The organism is Micromonospora chokoriensis (genome assembly GCF_900091505.1).
GTDB lineage: Bacteria > Actinomycetota > Actinomycetes > Mycobacteriales > Micromonosporaceae > Micromonospora > Micromonospora chokoriensis.
The window spans coordinates 6,524,366-6,542,619 of sequence record NZ_LT607409.1 but is presented as its reverse complement, the minus strand read 5'-3'; the positions used below and the strand labels follow the sequence as shown (position 1 = coordinate 6,542,619).

Here is an 18,254-nt window from a genome sequence, read left to right as displayed (position 1 = left end):
GGAGCCCACCGAGGTGCGGCACGCTCCACTACGGACGCCTAGTGCGTGAGGATTTTGGAGAGGAAGTCCTTCGCCCGGTCGCTGCGCGGGTTCTCGAAGAACTCCGCCGGGGAGGCGTCCTCGACGAGCTTGCCGTCGGCCATGAAGATGACCCGGTTGGCGGCGTGCCGCGCGAAGCCCATCTCGTGCGTGACCACGACCATCGTCATGCCGTCGCCGGCCAGCGAGGTCATCACGTCCAGCACCTCGCCCACCATCTCCGGGTCCAGGGCGCTGGTGGGCTCGTCGAAGAGCATCGCCTTGGGCTGCATGGCCAGCGCCCGGGCGATGGCCACCCGCTGCTGCTGCCCGCCGGAGAGTTGGGCCGGGAACTTGTCCGCCTGGTTGGCGATGCCGACCCGGTCGAGCAGGGCCAGGCCGCGCTCACGGGCGGCGGCCGGCTTCTCCTTGCGGACCCTGATCGGGCCGAGGGTGACGTTCTCCAGGATGGTCTTGTGCGCGAAGAGGTTGAAGGACTGGAAGACCATCCCCACCTCGCTGCGCAGCTTGGCGAGGGGCTTGCCCTCGGCCGGCAGTGGCTGGCCGTCGAAGGTGATGGTGCCGGAGTTGATCGGCTCCAGTCGGTTGATGGTGCGGCACAGCGTCGACTTGCCGGAGCCGGACGGGCCGATCACCACGACCACCTCGCCCCGACCCACCGACAGCGAGACGTCGTCCAGCACGTGCAGCGGCCCGAACCACTTGTTGACCGCGTCCAGCACGATGAGCGGTTCGCCCGTCGTCACGTCGTCCACCGTCCCCTGTCGTCTCCCGGATCGGGGTCGGTTGACCCCCGGTGCGGCCACTGTAGGCGGCCTGATGTGGCGGAACGCAACTCAGCGGGTCACGGAGCGGTAACACCGGTCGCGATCGCCGTCGCGGGTCCGATTTCGGTCACTGTCTGGGTGGCAGCGGTAGCGATCGTGGCGCGTTGTCGAGATCATGAGGGAATGACCGAACCGGTACGGCTGACGCGTTACGCCCGCGGCGGTGGCTGCGCCTGCAAGATCCCTCCTGGCGAGTTGGAGATCATGGTGGCCGGTCTCGGCCCGGCGACCGGCACCGCCGAGTTGCTGGTCGGGCTGGATCACGGCGACGACGCGGCGGTGGTCCGCCTCGACGAGCGGACCGGTCTGGTCAGCACCGCCGACTTCTTCACTCCCGTGGTCGACGACGCGTACGACTGGGGTCGGATCGCCGCGGCCAACGCGCTCTCCGACGTGTACGCGATGGGCGGCACCCCGTTGGTGGCGCTCAACCTGCTCTGCTGGCCGCGCGACGTGCTGCCGATGGAGTTGGCGGGCGAGGTTCTGCGCGGCGGGCAGGACGTGGCGCGCGAGGCCGGCTGCCATCTGGCGGGCGGGCACAGCGTGGACGACGACGGCCCGAAGTACGGGCTGGCGGTCACCGGCACGGTCCGGCCCGAAGAGTTGATCACCCTGGACGCCGGGCGTGCCGGCCTGCCGTTGTCGCTGACGAAGCCGCTCGGGGTGGGTGTGCTGAACACCCGGCACAAGAACACCGGTGAGAGCTTCCCGCAGGCGGTGGCGTCGATGAGCACGCTCAACCGGGACGCCGCCCGCGCGGCGGTGGCCGCCGGCATCCGGTGCGGCACCGACGTGACCGGGTTCGGTCTGCTCGGGCACGCCTCGAAGTTGGCGCGGGCCAGTCAGCTCACGGTGGCCATCGACACGGCGCGGGTGCCGTACCTGGAGGGTGCCCGGGAGGCGTTGCGCGACGGCTACGTCAGCGGCGGCAGCCGGCGCAACCTGGCGTGGGTGACGCCGTGGACGGATTTCGGCTCCGCCGGGGCGGACGAGCGGTTGCTGCTGGCCGACGCGCAGACCTCCGGCGGCCTGCTGGTGGCCGGTGAGGTGCCCGGCGCTCCGGTGGTGGGCGAGTTGCTGCCGCGTGGCGAGCACCTCGTCGTCCTGCGCTGACTGATCCGTAACACCTGGCCGGGAGTCCGCGAGGAACGTGCGGACACGCGGTGGCGGTGGGGCGGCTGTCGCACCGTACCCGATAAACTGTCACCTTCCCGCTACTCCGAGCAATGCCGCTCAGGGAAATTTTGCCCGGAATGGTCACAGACCGGTAACTTGCGCCCGGCTGGGGTCAAATGCCCCCCACCATCGTCAGTAAGGCCCGATTCGGAGGCCGGTGGGGACGAACGCAGCGAGGAGGCGAAATGACCGAGCTGTGGAACTGGAGAATCGACGGGGCTCAACCCGTCCAGGTCTACCCGGCGCTGGCCGAGGCCATTGGTCGGGTGGTGATGCCGTTGGCGGTGGCCGATCCGGCCCGGCTGCCGGCGTACGCGGTGGTGTGCGACGTCTGGGAGGCGCCCGGCGAGTTCGCGACCGTGGTGGACATCTACGGGGTGCCCGAGCGGCTCCCCGAGCACGCCAGCATCGCCGCGCTCGCTCGACTGCTGGGCCGCAACTGCCTGTTGCGCGACGACACGCTCGACGCGGGTCGGCACCTGCTCGTGGCACCGGACGGCACGGTGCGTCCGGTGCACTTCGACGTGCGGGACACCGACGACGGTGAGGTGCTCACCCGGAAACGGCTCTGCACGTTGGGTGACCCGGGTTGCCGGGGATGGTCGCAGTGTCACCGCTCGCGCTGGGCGCCCGACACGATCGCCCCGGCGCTCGCCGCGGCCTGACCTCGTCGCGGGGTCGGGCCGGGCGATCCGGCGGTCAGTGGGACGCGGCGGTTGGCCGGTCCGGGGTGCCCGAGCCGGCACCCCGCACCACCAGTTGGTCGAGCAGGGTGCGCGTCGCCTCGGCCACGGCGGCCACCGCGGCGTCGAACGCGGCGGCGTTGTGCGCGGCGGGCGCCCGGAAGCCAGAGATCTTCCGGACGTACTGCAACGCCGCCGCCTCGACGTCCGCGTCCGTCACCTGCGGGGTGAACGGCTCACGCAGCGTCTTGATGCTCCGGCACATGTGCGCTCCTCGTCTGTCGAGCCCGACGACCTGCCACCCGTGGTGTCGACGACTGTACCGACGGTGACACTTGGTCGATATTTGTCTATCCTGGTCACGGACCAGAGCCTTTCGAGCCATTGTCGTCGCTCGCGCTCCCAGCGCCCCGGGCCCCCGGAGACTCATTGTGGACCACGCCCCCACCCGATCACCCCGTCCCGACCTGGATGACCTCACCCGCAGTCTGCACACCCCGCTGGAGCGGATCGCCGTCGAGCACGCCGATCTGGTCGAGGCGGTCCGCAGGCGCGTCGTCGCGGGCCAGTCCGCGGCGTCCGGCAGTGTTGCCGTCGCCGCCTTCAACTCGTCCATCTGAGCGATGACCTGCCGGTGCGGTGCACCCGGAGCGGATGGAGCCTGCCGGCGGATCAGCCAGTTCGTGCTGAAGGTGCACAGCCGGTGCGACCTCAGCTGCGACCACTGCTACGTCTACCAGCACGCCGACCAGACCTGGCGGGACCGACCGGTGCGGATGGCGCCGGCCACGGCCCGTTCCGCCGCGCGGCGCATCGCCGAGCACGCCCGCGAGCACGGGTTGCCGACCGTGCACGTGGTGCTGCACGGAGGTGAACCGCTGCTGCTCGGTGCCGCCGGGCTGCGCGCGGTGCTGGCCGAGCTGCGCGCGGCGATCAGCCCGTGGACGCGACTCGACCTGCGCATGCAGACCAACGGCGTACTGCTCGACGAGGACCTGTGCCGACTGTTCGTCGAGTACGGCGTACGGGTCGGTGTGTCGTTCGACGGTGATCGCACGGCGAACGACAGGCACCGGGTCTTCGCCCACGGCGGCAGCAGCCACGAGCACGTTCGGCGGGCCCTGGCCCTGCTCCGGCAGCCGGAGTTCCGCGGCAGCTACGCCGGCATCCTGTGCACAGTCGACGTCCGCAACGACCCCGACCGGGTGTACGAGGCGTTGGTGGCCGAGAACCCGCCCCGGGTCGACCTGCTGCTGCCACACGCCACCTGGGACGACCCGCCGCGACGGCCCGGCCCGGGCGGCACCCCGTACGCGGACTGGCTCCTGCGGGTCCACAGCAGGTGGGTGGACGACGGACGCCCCGGGTCCTTCCGGCTGTTCGAGGCGTTGCGGCCGGGCGGCGGGGGCACCGAGGCGTTCGGCCTCGCGCCGGCCGACGTGCTGGTGGTCGAGGCGGACGGCAGTTGGGAGCAGGTCGACTCGCTGAAGACGGCGTACCACGGTGCGGCCGGCACCGGGTTCGACGTGTTCGCCCACTCGGTGGACGAGGCCGCCCGGCACCCCGGTGTCGCCGTCCGCCAGGCGGGCGTGCAGGGGCTCTGCGCGACGTGCCGGGCCTGCCCGGTGGTCGACCGGTGCGGTGGCGGTCTGTACGCCCACCGCTGGCGCACCGGCTCCGGCTTCGACAACCCGTCGGTCTACTGCGCCGACCTGCTCCGCCTGATCGAGGGCGTGGACGCGGCTACGGAGTCCGCCCACGAGTGGTCCGTTCCCGCGCCGGTCGACGAGATGCTGGACGACCTGGCGACCGGGCACGGGTCGCCGCAGACGATCAGACGGCTCGCCGAGGACCAGGTGGCCATCACCCGGATGTTGCTGACCGCCTGCCGGGAGATGTTCGGCCCCACTGCCGCCTGGGAGGTGCTCGCCCACCTTGAGGGGACGGCGCCGGCGGCGGTCCGAGCGGTCCTGGAACACCCGTTCGTCCGTCCGCGGCTGGTGCGTCGCCTCGACCCGTCGACCCGGTCCGGTGTCGGCGCGGCTGCCGACCCGCTGCCGGCCCTCGCCGTCGCCGCCGCCGTCCGGGCGGGTGTGGCCGTCACAGTGGACGTTCCGGTGTGGCCCGACGTGATCACGGTGCCGACACTCGGCAGTCTGGTGTTGCCCGGTCTGGGCGAGAGCGCCGAGGTGACCGTCCAGTCGGGGGGTTTCCGGGTCCGGGGTGGCTCGGCGGACGGGACGGTCCACCTCGACCCGGGCGAGCCGTCGACCGGTTGGCGACCGACACCCGACGTGCTGGTGCCCGGCGGGCGGCTGCTCATCGAGGACGACGACCCGTACCGGGACTGCTACGGCCAGTCGGTCGCCCCTGGCCTCACGGCCCGGGCGGTGCGGGCGTTGGGCCGTACCCTCGCCGAAGCCTGGAAGGTCGTGCACCGCGACGTGCCGGCACACGGGGCGGCGCTCGACGGCGGCCTGCGGGCCGTCGTGCCGTTGCTGCCCGATCCGGAGCGGCCCCTGCGGAGCGCGACCGCCCGGCACGCGTTCGGCGCGGTCGCCGTCACCCCCCACCCCGACGCGGAGACGATGGCGGTGTTGCTCGTGCACGAGTGGCAGCACGTGAAGCTCGGCGCGGTGCTCGACCGCTACGACCTGGTCGCGCCGGGTCAGGGCACGGTGATCCGGGTGCCCTGGCGTCCCGACCCGCGGCCACCCGAGGGCGTCCTCCAGGGGGTGTACGCCCACCTGGCCGTCACCCAGGTGTGGCGGTCCCGGGCGGCGACCGAGGGCGGGGCCGCGTCGGAGCACGCCGCCCGCTACCTCGCGTGGACCCGGGCCGGTGTCGACGCGCTGCTGGCCAGCCGATCGCTCACCGCCGCTGGTGAGCGGTTCGTCGACCGGGTGCGCCAGGCGCTGGAGGAGACCCGTGTCGGGTCCCGATGAGCGGCAGTGGCCCACTCTGGGGCGGCCCCGCCTGGCCGACGACCTGCGGGCGCTGGGGGTCCGACCGGGTGTGTGCCTGGTGGTGCACTGCGGTCTGCGGCGGGTGGGCCCACTGGAGCGCGGCCCGGCGACGCTCGCCGGGGCCCTTCGGGACGTCCTCGGCCCCGCCGGCACGCTGCTGGTGCCCACCCAGACCGACGGCAACTCGACGACCTCCCGGGCTCACCTGGCGGCCGTCGCCGGCATGGACCGGGCGCAGCGCGACCGCTACGAGGCGGCGCTGCCCGGCTGGGACCGCCGGACCACCCCCTCGCAGCGGATGGGGGCGCTCGCCGAGTACGTCCGCCGCACGCCAGGCGCGGTGCGCAGCGACCACCCGCAGACCTCGTTCGCCGCGCTCGGACCCCGGGCCCGTCAGCTCACCGACGGCCACGACCTCACCTGCCACCTGGGGGAGCGGTCACCGGTGGGCAACCTGTACGCGGCCGACGGGCAGATCCTGCTGCTCGGCGCGGGCTACGAGGCGTGCAGCGTCCTGCACCTGGCCGAGTACCGGTTGCCGGTGCCCCCGCCCGAACGCGACTACCACTGCTTCCGGCTCGTCGACGGGCGTCGGGTCCGGCTCGACTTTCGTGCGCTCGACCTGGACGACACCGATTTTCCCCAGGTCGGCGCCGCCCTCGACGACACGTCGTTCGTCCAGCGTGGTCGGGTCGGTCGGGCCGAGGCTCGTCTGCTGCCGGCACGAGCCGCGGTCGACTTCGCGGTCGGCTGGTTCGCCGCGAACCGCTTGGCGGTGCGACATTGACGCGGGGACTACGCTGATGGTCCGGCCGCGTGAGGAGGGCGGAGGGGCAGCGGTGAGCACAGTGGACGCACCCTCCGGGTCGCGCGCCCCGCTCTTCTTCATCAGCTACTCGCGAGCGCCGATCGGCCGGGCCACCGGCAAGCCCGCCGAGTACGTCTCCCGGTTCTTCGAGGACGTCTCCGTCCACGTCAGCGAGCTGGTCGGCCCGGTGACCGGGGTGGACGCCGGCTTCCTGGACACCTCCATCGCCGGTGGTGAACGCTGGAGCCCGGAGCTGCTCCAGGCCGCCGGCACCTGTCAGGTCTTCGTCCCGCTGGTGTCCAGCGCGCTGCTCGGCAGCGAGTGGTGCGGTCGCGAGTGGGACGCGTTCTCCCGCCGACGGATCGTCCCCCGGCACAGCTCCGCCTCGCCGCACGAGACGGCGATCGTGCCGGTCACCTGGTCACCGACGAACGGCACGGCACTGCCCCGGGTGCTGCGCGACATCCAACGATTCACCCCGACCGCCATGCCGGATCCCGACATCGCGGTGCACTACCAGCGGGATGGGGTCTACGGCTTGCTGACCATGCAGTGGGAGAACGCGTACCGGGCGGTGGTCTGGCGGCTCGCACAGCGGATCGTGGCCATCCACCGGTCGTACCTGGTGGAGCCCTGGGTGCCGGCGAGCGTGGACGAGCTGTGCAACAGGTTCGCCGAGGAGCCGGGATGAGCCCGCCGGCGGACCGGCGTCGACAGGCGTCGCGAGGAACGTACTTCTTCCTCAGCTACGCGCACTCGGCGCCACCGCCGGGTGCCCGCGCCGACGCCGACGTCTGGGTCGGCAAGTTCTTCGCCGACCTGACTGACGAGGTGCGTCGGCAGGCGCGACCGGTGGCGGGGATGCGGATCGGCTTCTTCGACCAGCAGATCCCGCTGGGGGCCGACTGGAAGGCCGCTCTCGCCGAGGCGCTCGGCGACGCCGAGGTCTTCGTCCCGCTCTACTCGCCCGGCTACTTCAGCCGCCCCTGGGCGCTGGGGGAGCAGGAGTCCTTCCGGGCCCGGCTGGCCGCCGCCGGGTCGGCCCGGAGCACGACCGGTCACCTCGTTCCGGTGCTGTGGATCCCGTTCCCGCCGTGGGAGACCCATCCGGAGCTGGAGGGCGCCCTGGACCTGGGCCGCGACGTCCCCGCGTACGCCGAGGACGGCCTGCGCGCGTTCTGCATGCTGGCCCCGTACCGGGAGCAGTACGAGCTTCTGCTGACTCGCCTGGCCAGCCGGATCGTGCACACCGCCGAGCGGCGGCCGCTGGGCCCGTCCCGCGCCCCGGGTCTGGACGAGGTCGTCCGGCCGGGGACGACCGACCCGGACTTCGTCGTCGCCGTGCTGGCCCCGACCCGGGACCATCTGCCGACCGACCGCGACCCCACCGGCTACGCGGCCAGCGGCCGGCTCTGGCGGCCGTACGGGCGTCGCCAGGAGCTGCCCGCCGCCGAGTACGCGGCCAGCACCGCCGAGCGGCTCGGGCTGTCGGCCCGTACGACCGACTTCGGGCAGGCCGCCGGGCTGCTCGGTCGCCGGCCCGCCGTGCTGCTGGTCGACCCGTGGATCGCGGCGGCGCCGGGCGGGGTGGACGTCCTTGCCCGCATGCTGCACGGCCTGCGCGAGTGGGTCGTGCCGCTGGTGGTCACGGACGACGACGACACCCAGGACGCCAGCCGGTGGGCGGCCGAGGTCACCCGACTGTTGCACGACGCCGGTCTGCCCCAGGTCAAGCGCGCGTGCACGGTGCCGGAGTTCGTCGACCTGATGCCGGCGCTGGTCACCGAGGCCCGCCGTCAGTTCCTCAAGTACGGCCCGGTGGTCCCCTTCGAACCGCCGCCGGAGCCGGTGCCCAGCCTGCGCGACGGCCTGTCCGCCACCGGCCCGGCCGCTCCCACCGACCCCGCGTCCCCGCCTGATGAACCGGCTCCATTGCGTCCCCACGGAGATAACCGATGAACAACGATCGCGAAGGCCAGGTCGTCACCTTCTACTCGTTCAAGGGTGGGACGGGCCGGACGATGGCGCTGGCCAACGTGGCCTGGATCCTGGCGGCCAGCGGCCGGCGGGTGCTGGTGGCCGACTGGGATCTCGAATCGCCCGGCCTGCACCGCTTCTTCCACCCGTTCCTCGACGCCGAGGCGATCCAGGGCACCAGCGGTGTGATCGACATGATCCGCGACTACGAGTGGGAGACCACCCGGGTCGACGACCGACCGGACCGCTGGATGGAGCAGTTCGCCCGGGTCGGTCGACACGCGTTCTCGCTGCGCTGGAACTTCCCGAACGGCGGTGGCCTCGACTTCCTCTCCGCAGGCCGGCAGAACAGCGACTACGCGGTCTCGGTGAGCGGGCTGGACTGGGACAACTTCTACAACCGGCTGGGCGGCGCGCAGTTCTTCGAGGCGCTGCGCGCGGACATGAAGCGCCAGTACGACTTCACCCTGATCGACAGCCGGACGGGGTTGAGCGACGTCGCCGACATCTGCACCCTGCACCTGCCGGACACCCTGGTCGACTGCTTCACCCTCAGCGACCAGGGCATCGACGGCGCGGCGAGGGTGGCGCACTCGGTACGGGACCGGTACCGGCGGCGCGACATCCGGGTCCTGCCGGTCCCGATGCGGGTCGACCAGGCCGAGAAGGAGCGGGCCGAGGCGGGGCGTCTGCTGGCCATGCGCCGGTTCGCCGGGTTGCCCGCCGGCATGACCGAGGCCGAACGGCGGCGGTACTGGGCGGCGGTCGAGGTCCCGTACCGGCCGTTCTACGCGTACGAGGAGACCCTCGCCACGTTCGGTGACCCGCCCGGCTCGCCGACGTCACTGCTGGCCGCGTTCGAGACGTTGACCGGGATCCTCACCGACGGCGCGGTGACCGCGCTGCCGGTGATGGACGAGTCGGTACGGGAGCGGGGCAAGGCCCGTTTCCGCCGGCGCACCGAGGCGATCGACGACCAGATCGTGCTCCGCTGCGCGCCGGAGGACGCCATCTGGGCCGAGTGGCTGGAACGGGTGCTCAGCTCGGCAGGGCTGCGGGTGGTCGATCCCACGGCCGCCGTCGGGTCGGCGGGCACGCCGGCGCCGCGCACGCTGACAGTGGTCTCACCGGCCTACGTGGCGACGCCGTCCGGTGGTCTGCCCGATCGCGACACGAGCACCGGCTCCACGGCTCTCGCCGTGTACGTCGCCGACCTGCGTCCGCTGGCGGAGTTCCCCTCGCAGACTTCCACCAACCTGGTCAACGTGAGCGCGGCGACCGCCGTGGAGCGGGTGTTGCGGCTGGTCGGCCGGCCGGTGCCGTCGTCGGCGGACGGCCCGGCGGGCGGCAGCACCCGGTTCCCCGGCGCCGAGCCGTTGATCTTCAACGCGCCCAACCGGAACGCCCGGTTCACCGGCCGGGAGGACGACCTGGCCCGACTGCGCGCGCAACTGCAGAGCGGGGGGAGCGCGGTGGTGCTGCCGGTCGCCCTGCAGGGCATGGGCGGCGTCGGCAAGACACAGGTGGCGTTGGAGTACGTGCACCGGTTCAAGGCCGCGTACGACGTGGTGTGGTGGATCGTGGCGGACCCGCCGCAGTTCGTCGACACCGCCCTGGCCGATCTCGCCAGTCGTCTCGGCATCCTGGCCGGGCCCACCCTGCCGGACACGGTCCGGTCCGTGCTTCAGGTCCTCGGCCGGGGCGAGCCGTACGAGCGGTGGCTGGTCGTGCTCGACAACGCCGAGGAACTCGACCAGATCGAGCCCTTCCTGCCGCAGGGGCCCGGGCACGTCCTGCTGACCTCCCGCAACCGCGCCTGGGGTGACCGGGCGAACCCGATCCAGGTGGACGTCTTCGACCGCACCGAGAGCGTGGCGCACCTCGCCCAGCGGGTGCCCACGATCAGCGCGGAGGAGGCCGACCGGGTGGCTGAGGCGCTCGGTGACCTGCCGATCGCGGTGGCCGCGGCGGGCGCGTGGCTCGCCGACACCGGCACGTCGGTCGGTGACTACCTGCGGCAGATCGAACGGCACGGCCCGAGCGCCCTCTCCGTCGAGGCCACCTGGGACCTGTCGCTGAACCGGCTGCTCGATCAGGCGCCCGCCGCGTACCGGCTGTTGCAGCTCTGCTCGGTGCTGGCCCCCGAAATCTCGCTGGAACTCATCTACAGCGACGAGATGGCGGCGGCCCTCGTGCCGTTCGACCCGTCGGTGTCGGAGCGGCTCGTGCGCGGTGCCCTGGTCCAGCAGATCAACCGGCTGGCACTGCTCAAACTCGACGTCCAGGGCGGCCGGGTCCAGGTGCACCGGTTGTTGCAGGCGGTGGTCCGCGACCGGATGACCGAGGACGAGATCGACGCCGCCCGCCACCAGGTGCACCTGGTGCTTGCCGCGTCCCGGCCGCGCGGTGACGTGGACGACCCGGGCACCTGGGCGCGGCTGCGCATGCTCTGGCCGCACCTGGAGGTCTCCGAGGCGCTGGCCTGCCCGGACGAGTCGGTGTGTCAACTGCTGATCGACCGGGTTCGTTATCTGTGGCAGCGCGGTGGTCTGAACCAGGCCGACGTGTTCAGCCAGGAGGTCGACGACACCTGGGCGGCGCGGCTCGCCGACGCGCCGGACGGGGCCGAGGCGTCGGCGTTGGGCCGGCAGTTGCTGCACCTGAGGTTCAACCGGGCGAACATCCTGCGCAGCCTGGGCCGGTTCGAGGAGGCCCGGGACCTGGACGAGGCGGTGCTGGCCGAGCAACGTCGGTTGCTGGGCGCGATGCACCCGCACAGCCTGATGACCGCCGGCAGCCTCGGCGGCGACCTGCGCGCGCTCGGTCGCTACGCCGAGGCCCTGGAACGGGACCGGTCCACCTACGCCTCCTGGCTCCAGGTGTTCGGCGAGGACCACCCCCGGACGTTGAGCGCCGCCAACAACCTCGCCGTCTCGTACCGCCTCGTGGGCGACCACCGGGCCGCCCGCCGGTGGGACGACGAGGTGCACCAACGGCGGCGGCTGGTGCTCGGCCCCACCCACCCGTACACCCTCGTCTCCGCGGTGCGGCTGGGCAGCGACCTGCGGGAGGCCGGCGAGTACGAGAGGTCGGTGACCCTGCTGCGCACCGTCTACGAGACGTACTGCGAGGTGCTCGGGCCGGATGACGGCCAGAGTCTCGCCGCGCAGGTCAACCTGGCGGTGTCACTGCGCAGCGCCGGCCGGGGAGCGGAGGCCGCGCCGATGTTCGACACGGCCTACCGGGAGCTCGACGAACGGTTCGGCCCGGACAACCCGGACACGGTGGCGTGCCGTTCGAGTCGGGCGGCGAACCTGCTGGCCGTCGGCGACGGTGCGCGGGCGTTGACCGAGATGACAGCGGTCCGGCAGTCGTACGAGGAGCAACTGCACCTCGGCGCGGAGCACCCGCACACGTTGGCGACGTTGAGCAACATCTCCGCCGCCGAGCGTTCGGTCGGGCGCAGGGCGGACGCGCGCGCGTCGGCCGCCCAGGCGTCCGGTGAGCTGCGCAAGGTGCTCGGCCCCGACCACCCGCACACCCTCGCGGCGGAGGTGAACCACGCGGTGTGCCTCGCCGAGGAGGGGGAGTGGGAGGTGGCCCGCGACCGCCTGCGGGAGACCGCCGGTCGTCTGGCCGCGGTGATCGGCGCGGAGCACCCGGACACGCTGCGCTGTCTCGGTGATCTCGCCCTGGTGTCGAGGCGGGTCGGTGGCGAGGCGGCGGGCGAGGACGTCGGTGACGTGGCGGACCGGTTGGCCGAGGTGATCGGCCTGGAGCACCCGACCGTGCAGACCCTGCGGGAGCGGCGGTTCGTGGTCCGGGTGATCGACCCGCACACGATCTGACCGGGCTGGTCGGCGGTCGGGTCGGGTTGCCGGCCCGACCCGCCGGTCAGAGCCGAGGACTGGTCGCCAGGTCCGGTCGGGCCAGCCAGCTCAGGGTCTGCGGGAGGATCTCCACCGCCCCGAAGTGCGCGGCTCCGGGCTGCACCTGGACCTCGGCGCGGGAGATCCGCGAGGCCAGCCAGTGGGAGTGCTCCACCGGGGAGAAGCGGTCCTGCTCACCGTGCCAGAGCCGGACCTCCGCCTGGATGGCACCCAGGTCGAACCCCCAGCCGCGCCGGATCGCCAGCACGTCGTCGATCCAGCCTTCGGGGCCGTGCCGCAGCGCCTCGGCGTACATGTCGGTCAGCAGCCGGCGGATCGCCACGTCGTCGACGACCCGGATGTCCGCCTCCGGCAACTGGGGGCGGAGGAACTCCAGCAGCGTCATCGGGTCCCGTCGGGCCTCCTCGGCGCGCACCTTCAGGTTGAGGGTCAGCTCGGCCAGGTCCTCGTCGGCCTGCCCGTAGTCCTCCACGTTCGATTCCGCCATGCCGGCGTACCAGTCCAGGTCGGGTGCGCCGGCCGGGGCGAGGCCCACCAGCACGGCGGCCCGGGTGACCCGGTCGGGCAGCAGCGCCGCGCAGGCCAGGGCGTGTGGGCCGCCACCTGATCGACCCACCACCGCGAACCGTTCGATGCCGAGGGCGTCCGCGATCGCTGCCACGTCGGCCGCCGCGTCGGCCACCCGTCGACCCTCGTGCCGGTCGGAGTCGCCGTAACCGGGCCGGTCGTAGCAGACCAGGTGCACGCCGAGGCGGTAGACGACGATGCCTCGTGGACGGGGACCGCTGCGACTGCCCGGGGTGCCGTGCAGCAGGAAGACCGCGGGCCCGTCCGGAGAGCCGGAGGTCTCCACCGCGAGGTGCCGCCCGTCCGGGGTGGTGACGGTGCGCTGCGCCGCATCTTGTCGCGTCACGGTTGGCCTCCCGCGGGTCGTCATGTGCTCCCCCCGTGAACGGAGCCGCGCATCGTCGGCGCCGAGTGCAAAGCCCCCGAAATCGCCCAGAACACATTCTTGTTGTGCAGCGTACTGCCCGTCGTGGATGCCCGCCATGGGCCGCCGGGTCAATGCCGGTGGGTAGGGGCCACCGAACGGGCCGCTACCCTGGTAGCCCGAGGGGAAGGGGCACCAATCCGGTGGCGAGGACCTACAACGTCGTGACGTACGGCTGCCAGATGAACGTGCACGATTCTGAGCGCATCTCCGGGCTGCTCGAACAGGCCGGGTACGTGCGCGCGGCACCCACCGACGACACCTCCGACATCGTCGTCTTCAACACCTGCGCGGTGCGGGAGAACGCGGACAACCGGCTCTACGGCAACCTCGGTCGCCTACGCCCGGTGAAGGACAAGCACCCCGGGATGCAGATCGCGGTCGGCGGCTGCCTGGCCCAGAAGGACCGGGGCGACATCGTCCGCAAGGCTCCCTGGGTCGACGTGGTCTTCGGCACCCACAACATCGGCGCGCTGCCGGTGCTGCTGGAGCGGGCCCGGCACAACGCCGCCGCCGAGGTGGAGATCCTCGAATCCCTCGACGTCTTCCCGTCCACGCTGCCCACCCGCCGCGAGTCCACGTACGCCGGTTGGGTGTCGATCTCGGTGGGGTGCAACAACACCTGCACCTTCTGCATCGTGCCGGCGCTGCGCGGCAAGGAGAAGGACCGGCGGCCCGGCGACATCCTCTCCGAGGTGCGCGCCCTGGTCGACGAGGGTGTGCTGGAGGTGACGCTGCTCGGGCAGAACGTCAACTCCTACGGCGTCGAGTTCGGCGACCGGTACGCGTTCGGCAAGCTGCTGCGCGCCTGCGGCGACATCGACGGGCTGGAGCGGGTGCGGTTCACCAGCCCGCACCCGAAGGACTTCACCGACGACGTGATCGCCGCGATGGCCGAGACGCCCAACGTCTGCCACTCGCTGCACATGCCGTTGCAGTCCGGCTCCGACGACGTGCTGAAGGCGATGCGCCGGTCCTACCGCTCCGAGCGCTACCTGGGGATCATCGAGAAGGTCCGGGCGGCGATGCCGGACGCGGCGATCACCACCGACATCATCGTCGGCTTCCCCGGTGAGACCGAGGCCGACTTCCAGCGCACCCTGGACGTGGTCCGCGAGGCGCGGTTCTCCTCGGCCTTCACCTTCCAGTACTCCAAGCGGCCCGGCACCCCGGCCGCGACGATGGACGACCAGTTGCCCAAGCAGGTCGTGCAGGAGCGCTACGAGCGGCTGGTCGCGACCGTCGAGGAGATCACCTGGGCGGAGAACAAGCGCCTGGTGGGCGAGACCGTCGAGGTGCTGGTCGCCGTCGGCGAGGGCCGCAAGGACGAGCGCACCGGCCGGATGTCCGGTCGGGCCCGCGACGGTCGGCTGGTGCACTTCGCGACCGACGGCCCGGACGGGTCGTCGCTCGCCGGCCGGATCCGCCCGGGCGACATCGTGCACACCACCGTCACGTACGCGGCACCGCACCACCTCAACGCCGACGGGGCGCTGGTGGCACACCGGCGTACCCGGGCCGGCGACGCGGCCGAGGCGGGGCGCTCTCCGCGTACCCCCGGTGTGTTGCTCGGTCTGCCGACGATCGGCGCACCGCCGGTCGCGCCCGCGCCCACGGCGGGCTGCGCCACGCACTGACCGCACGGAAGGGCCCCTCGGTCGAGGGGCCCTTCCTCGGTCAGACGGTGATCTTGCCGGCGCCCGCGCTCGCCGTCACGATGGACTTGACGGTGCTCGCGGTGTCCAACTGGTACGAGTACGGGATGCTCGCCACGCTGCCGCCGGCCTGGCCGGTGGGCGAGTTGACGAAGTGGTTGTTGCGGGCGACCAGGCCGCCGGGCCCGGAGTCGCCCTCACCACGGTGGTACGGGTCGTCGACGTTCTCGAAGTAGTTGCCCTCGACCAGCACGCCGGCGTTCTCGGTGGACGCGACGCCGTAGCCGCCGTTGGCCCGGTAGTAGTTGTTGTAGACGTGCACCGGGTTGCCGAAGCGCACCCGCGGGTTGCGCTGGTTGCTGCCGTCGAAGTAGTTGTGGTGGTAGCTCACCCGCAGGTGACCGACGTCCTGACCGGCGTTGTCGTCGCTGTGGCCGAGCAGCATGGTCTTGTCGTGGCTGTAGACCCGGTTCCACGAGACGGTGATGAAGTCCGAGCCGCGCTTGATGTCGACGGCGCCGTCGTACCCGTTGCTGAAGGTGTTGTGGTCGATCCAGATGTTGGTGGCCGACTCCTGGACGTTGATCGCGTCGTCGTTCCAGTTGCGGAAGGTCAGGTTGCGGATGATCACGTTGCGGTCGCCGTTGATGTTGAGACCGCAGCCGACGATCGTCGCACCGTAGTTGCCGATGATGGTCTTGTTCGACCGGACCCGCAGCATGCCCGAGCAGGTGATGGTGCCGGTCACCCGGATCACCGCGGCGCCGGTCGCGTTCAGGGCGCTGGTCAGGCCCGAGGCGTTGCTGACGGTGGTGATGCCGGCGTTGCCGCCGCCGGTGGTGCCGCCGTTCTGGGTGGCCCAGCCGACCAGGTTCGACGGCTGCTGGCCGGGCGGAGGTGTGCTCGACGGCGGCGGGTTGCTCGGCGGTGGGGTGCTGGGCGGCGGCGTGGTCGGTGTGGTGCTGCCGGTGCAGGCGACGTTGTTCAGGGTGAAGCTGGTCGGAGCCGGGTTGCTGGAGTTGTTCCAGCTCGCGTTGAAGCCGAACGAGGCGGTGCCGTTGGTCGCCAGGTTGCCGTTGTAGTCGACGTTGGTCGCGGAGACCTGGCTGCCGCTCTGTGCGACGGTGGCGCCCCACGCCTGGCTGGTCTGCTGACCGGCCCCGTACGACCAGCGCAGGGTCCATCCGGAGATCGGGTCGCCGAGGTTGGTGACCGTGACGTTGCCGGTGAATCCGCCCGGCCACTGGCTGGCGACCGAGTAGACCACCTGGCATCCGGCGGCCGCCTGGGCGGACACCGAGGTCAGCAGACCGGCGGTGACCAGGGTCGCGGTGGCTGCGGCGGTGGTGGCGATCAGCGTCGTTCGACGCCGTCCTGTGCGCATGCTGCTCCCTTTCGATGAGGCGGACGGACCGTCGCGTCGCCCATGCCCGTGGGCGGCGAAGTCGGCCGGGACCGGTGGTCCTCGGGCCCGCCAGTGCAGGTTCGTGAAGGAAAGCGGCTCCCGCGCTTACGCTCGCCGACGGTGGGGCAAGCGCTTTCCCGATGAAAGCATAGAAGGCTATGTATGTAAATGGTCGGGACGGCCGATGCGTCGCGCACCGGCCGTCCCGACAGCTCAACAGCGTGCGCCGCCGAACGTCAGCGCGCCGGCCCTCCTCAGCAGCTCGCGCCGCTGAGCTTCACCGTGCCCGGTGCGCTGGCAGCGCCGTTGGCGGTGAAGCCGACGGTGACCGACCCGCCCGCCGGCAGGGACGGCGCGTGACTCGGAGCGGCGGCGGTGACCGTCGTGCCGGACTGCGTGACGGTGGCGTTCCAACCACTGCCCAGCGTCACCCCGGACGGCCACGTCCAGGTGACCGACCACGGGTTCACCGCGGCCGAGCCGGTGTTCTTCACTGTCACCTCGCCCTGGAAGCCACCCTGCCAGGCGTTGACCTGCCGGTAGGTGGCCGTGCAGGCACCGGGCGGCGGGTCCGTCGGCCCGCCGGTCGTCGGTGGGGTGCCGCCGCCGGTCGGCGGGATCAGGTACGGCTGGAGGATCGCCTGCTTGGTGGTGTTGACGTTCGTCCAGTCGTCCAACGCGATCCCACCGGTGTCACCCGAGTTCGGGTTCCACGACCAGTAGGTGAAGGACATCCCGGTCACCCCGGTGCCGGTGTACGCCATCAGCCTCTCCAGCCACACCCGGTCCTTCGGGTCGGCCAGGGTGCTGCCGAACTCACCCATCATGATCGGCGCGATGTTCTTCTTGTACAGGTAACCCCAGTACTTGTCCCAGATGGCCGGCATGTTCGCCGGGTAGTCCGGGGCGTCGAACCAGCTCTGCCGGTACACCGACGTGGCGTACTCGTGCGGCGAGTAGACCAGCCGGTTCGGCACGCTCAGCCGTACCGGGAACTCGCCGGCCTTCGACAGGTTGCCACCCCACCAGCCGCAGTCCTCGTCGTTGCTGGGGTCGTTGTCCCACACGTCGGAGAGGCCACCGCTGGGGCAGCTCACCCCCTCCACGAAGATCAACCAGTTGGGCTGGACACCGAGGATGGCGTTGCCGGCCCGCTCGGCGGCGAGCCGCCAGTCCCGGGTGATGTCACCGCACCCCCAGCACGCGCCGGTGGCCGCCGGGTTGGTGCCCTCGGCGTGCGGCTCGTTGTGCAGGTCCGCGCCGATCACCGTGGGGTTGCCCGCGTACCGCTGGGCCAGCATCTTCCAGTCGTTGATCCAGGTCGCCTCGGAGACCGTCGACGTGTACCACAACGGCGACTGCCCGGCCGACGTCGGCCGGTGCCGGTCCAGGATGATCCGCATCCCCTTGCTGCCGGCGTAGTCGATCACCTTGTCCAGGATCTGCAACGGCGACAGCCCGACCAGATCCGGGTTGACGAAGTCGTTGACCCCGCTGGCGGTCGCACCCGCCTTCAGCGCGTCGTTCGAGTACGGCACCCGCAACGTGTTGTAACCAAGCCGCGCCATCGTGTCGAGCTGTCCCCGCCACGGGTTGTTCGACCACAGCCCGTGGAAGGTCTTGTTGTCGGTCTCCATGCCGAACCAGTTGATACCGGTCAACCGGACCGTGGCACCGGTGCTGTCCACGATCTGGTTACCGTTGGTGTGCAGGTAACCCGTACCGGTGCCGGCGGCAACGGCCGGACTGCTGCTGACGGCGGCGGCGAGGAACACGCCGGCCGCGACGGTGGCGAGCGCGGTGACCGCACCGCCGAAAGCCTTGGGACGGAACATTC

The 18,254-nt window shown here is 71.8% G+C and carries 14 protein-coding genes; 9 read left to right on the top strand and 5 right to left on the bottom strand.

Going from position 1 to position 18,254, the window contains the following annotated elements; translation table 11 throughout:
• Positions 1–38: 38 nt before the first annotated feature.
• Positions 39–794: an amino acid ABC transporter ATP-binding protein gene (locus tag GA0070612_RS29645; protein ID WP_088990909.1), complete on the bottom strand. Its 756-nt coding sequence runs from the start codon at positions 792–794 to the stop codon at positions 39–41.
• A 195-nt stretch (positions 795–989) separates the two neighbouring features.
• On the opposite strand from GA0070612_RS29645, the gene selD reads away from it, so the two are divergent.
• Positions 990–1,979 (top strand): selenide, water dikinase SelD, encoded by a 990-nt coding sequence (gene selD, locus GA0070612_RS29640; protein WP_088990908.1) that lies wholly within the window; start codon positions 990–992, stop codon positions 1,977–1,979.
• A 248-nt stretch (positions 1,980–2,227) separates the two neighbouring features.
• Entirely contained in the window at positions 2,228–2,707 is a 480-nt protein-coding gene (locus GA0070612_RS29635; RefSeq protein WP_088990907.1) for a hypothetical protein, read from the top strand.
• A gap of 34 nt (positions 2,708–2,741) precedes the next feature.
• Here the strand turns inward: GA0070612_RS29635 and GA0070612_RS29630 are convergent, their stop codons facing one another.
• Positions 2,742–2,990 carry a DUF2277 family protein gene (locus GA0070612_RS29630; protein WP_088990906.1) on the bottom strand — a complete coding sequence of 83 codons (249 nt, stop codon included), beginning with the start codon at positions 2,988–2,990 and terminating at the stop codon, positions 2,742–2,744.
• A 166-nt stretch (positions 2,991–3,156) separates the two neighbouring features.
• On the opposite strand from GA0070612_RS29630, the gene GA0070612_RS29625 reads away from it, so the two are divergent.
• The 6 genes from GA0070612_RS29625 (at position 3,157) to fxsT (ending at position 12,324) form a co-directional block, all read left to right on the top strand.
• Positions 3,157–3,345 (top strand): hypothetical protein, encoded by a 189-nt coding sequence (locus GA0070612_RS29625; protein ID WP_088990905.1) that lies wholly within the window; start codon positions 3,157–3,159, stop codon positions 3,343–3,345.
• Positions 3,346–3,408: 63 nt separating this feature from the next.
• Positions 3,409–5,670, top strand: coding sequence for an FxsB family cyclophane-forming radical SAM/SPASM peptide maturase (locus GA0070612_RS29620; RefSeq protein ID WP_231924389.1), 2,262 nt, complete (start codon positions 3,409–3,411; stop codon positions 5,668–5,670).
• Complete coding sequence (locus GA0070612_RS29615) at positions 5,654–6,478, top strand: aminoglycoside N(3)-acetyltransferase (protein WP_231924388.1); 825 nt, start codon at positions 5,654–5,656, stop codon at positions 6,476–6,478. Before GA0070612_RS29620 ends, GA0070612_RS29615 begins: the two co-directional genes overlap by 17 nt.
• Positions 6,479–6,530: 52 nt before the next feature.
• Positions 6,531–7,190, top strand: a complete 660-nt coding sequence (locus GA0070612_RS29610; RefSeq protein WP_231924387.1) for a TIR-like protein FxsC — start codon at positions 6,531–6,533, stop codon at positions 7,188–7,190.
• Positions 7,187–8,458 (top strand): TIR-like protein FxsC, encoded by a 1,272-nt coding sequence (locus GA0070612_RS29605; protein ID WP_088990902.1) that lies wholly within the window; start codon positions 7,187–7,189, stop codon positions 8,456–8,458. The genes GA0070612_RS29610 and GA0070612_RS29605 overlap by 4 nt, the downstream gene beginning before the upstream one ends.
• A complete protein-coding gene (gene fxsT / locus GA0070612_RS29600) occupies positions 8,455–12,324 on the top strand; it encodes an FxSxx-COOH system tetratricopeptide repeat protein (RefSeq protein WP_088990901.1) in 3,870 nt (1,289 codons plus the stop codon). Before GA0070612_RS29605 ends, fxsT begins: the two co-directional genes overlap by 4 nt.
• A 46-nt stretch (positions 12,325–12,370) precedes the next feature.
• On the opposite strand, the gene GA0070612_RS29595 is transcribed toward fxsT, so the two are convergent.
• Positions 12,371–13,279, bottom strand: a complete 909-nt coding sequence (locus tag GA0070612_RS29595; RefSeq protein WP_231924386.1) for an alpha/beta fold hydrolase — start codon at positions 13,277–13,279, stop codon at positions 12,371–12,373.
• A gap of 221 nt (positions 13,280–13,500) precedes the next feature.
• Between GA0070612_RS29595 and miaB the strand changes: the two genes are divergently transcribed.
• Positions 13,501–14,994 carry a tRNA (N6-isopentenyl adenosine(37)-C2)-methylthiotransferase MiaB gene (gene miaB, locus GA0070612_RS29590; RefSeq protein ID WP_408630521.1) on the top strand — a complete coding sequence of 498 codons (1,494 nt, stop codon included), beginning with the start codon at positions 13,501–13,503 and terminating at the stop codon, positions 14,992–14,994.
• Positions 14,995–15,034: 40 nt separating this feature from the next.
• Here the strand turns inward: miaB and GA0070612_RS29585 are convergent, their stop codons facing one another.
• Together GA0070612_RS29585 and GA0070612_RS29580 are read right to left on the bottom strand one after the other, a co-directional pair.
• Positions 15,035–16,396, bottom strand: coding sequence for a pectate lyase family protein (locus GA0070612_RS29585; RefSeq protein WP_088990898.1), 1,362 nt, complete (start codon positions 16,394–16,396; stop codon positions 15,035–15,037).
• Between the two features lie 275 nt (positions 16,397–16,671).
• On the bottom strand, positions 16,672–18,252 hold the full coding sequence (locus tag GA0070612_RS29580) for a cellulase family glycosylhydrolase (protein WP_088990897.1): 1,581 nt from the start codon (positions 18,250–18,252) through the stop codon (positions 16,672–16,674).
• Positions 18,253–18,254 lie beyond the last annotated feature (2 nt).

Excerpts from the sequence above, each read along its gene's own strand:
- GA0070612_RS29630 (WP_088990906.1), bottom strand. The coding sequence starts at position 2,990 with ATGTGCCGGAGCATCAAGACGCTGCGTGAGCCGTTCACCCCGCAGGTG.
- GA0070612_RS29585 (WP_088990898.1), bottom strand. The coding sequence starts at position 16,396 with ATGCGCACAGGACGGCGTCGAACGACGCTGATCGCCACCACCGCCGCA.
- GA0070612_RS29635 (WP_088990907.1), top strand. The coding sequence starts at position 2,228 with ATGACCGAGCTGTGGAACTGGAGAATCGACGGGGCTCAACCCGTCCAG.
- GA0070612_RS29605 (WP_088990902.1), top strand. The coding sequence starts at position 7,187 with ATGAGCCCGCCGGCGGACCGGCGTCGACAGGCGTCGCGAGGAACGTAC.
- GA0070612_RS29580 (WP_088990897.1), bottom strand. The coding sequence starts at position 18,252 with ATGTTCCGTCCCAAGGCTTTCGGCGGTGCGGTCACCGCGCTCGCCACC.
- selD (WP_088990908.1), top strand. The coding sequence starts at position 990 with ATGACCGAACCGGTACGGCTGACGCGTTACGCCCGCGGCGGTGGCTGC.
- fxsT (WP_088990901.1), top strand. The coding sequence starts at position 8,455 with ATGAACAACGATCGCGAAGGCCAGGTCGTCACCTTCTACTCGTTCAAG.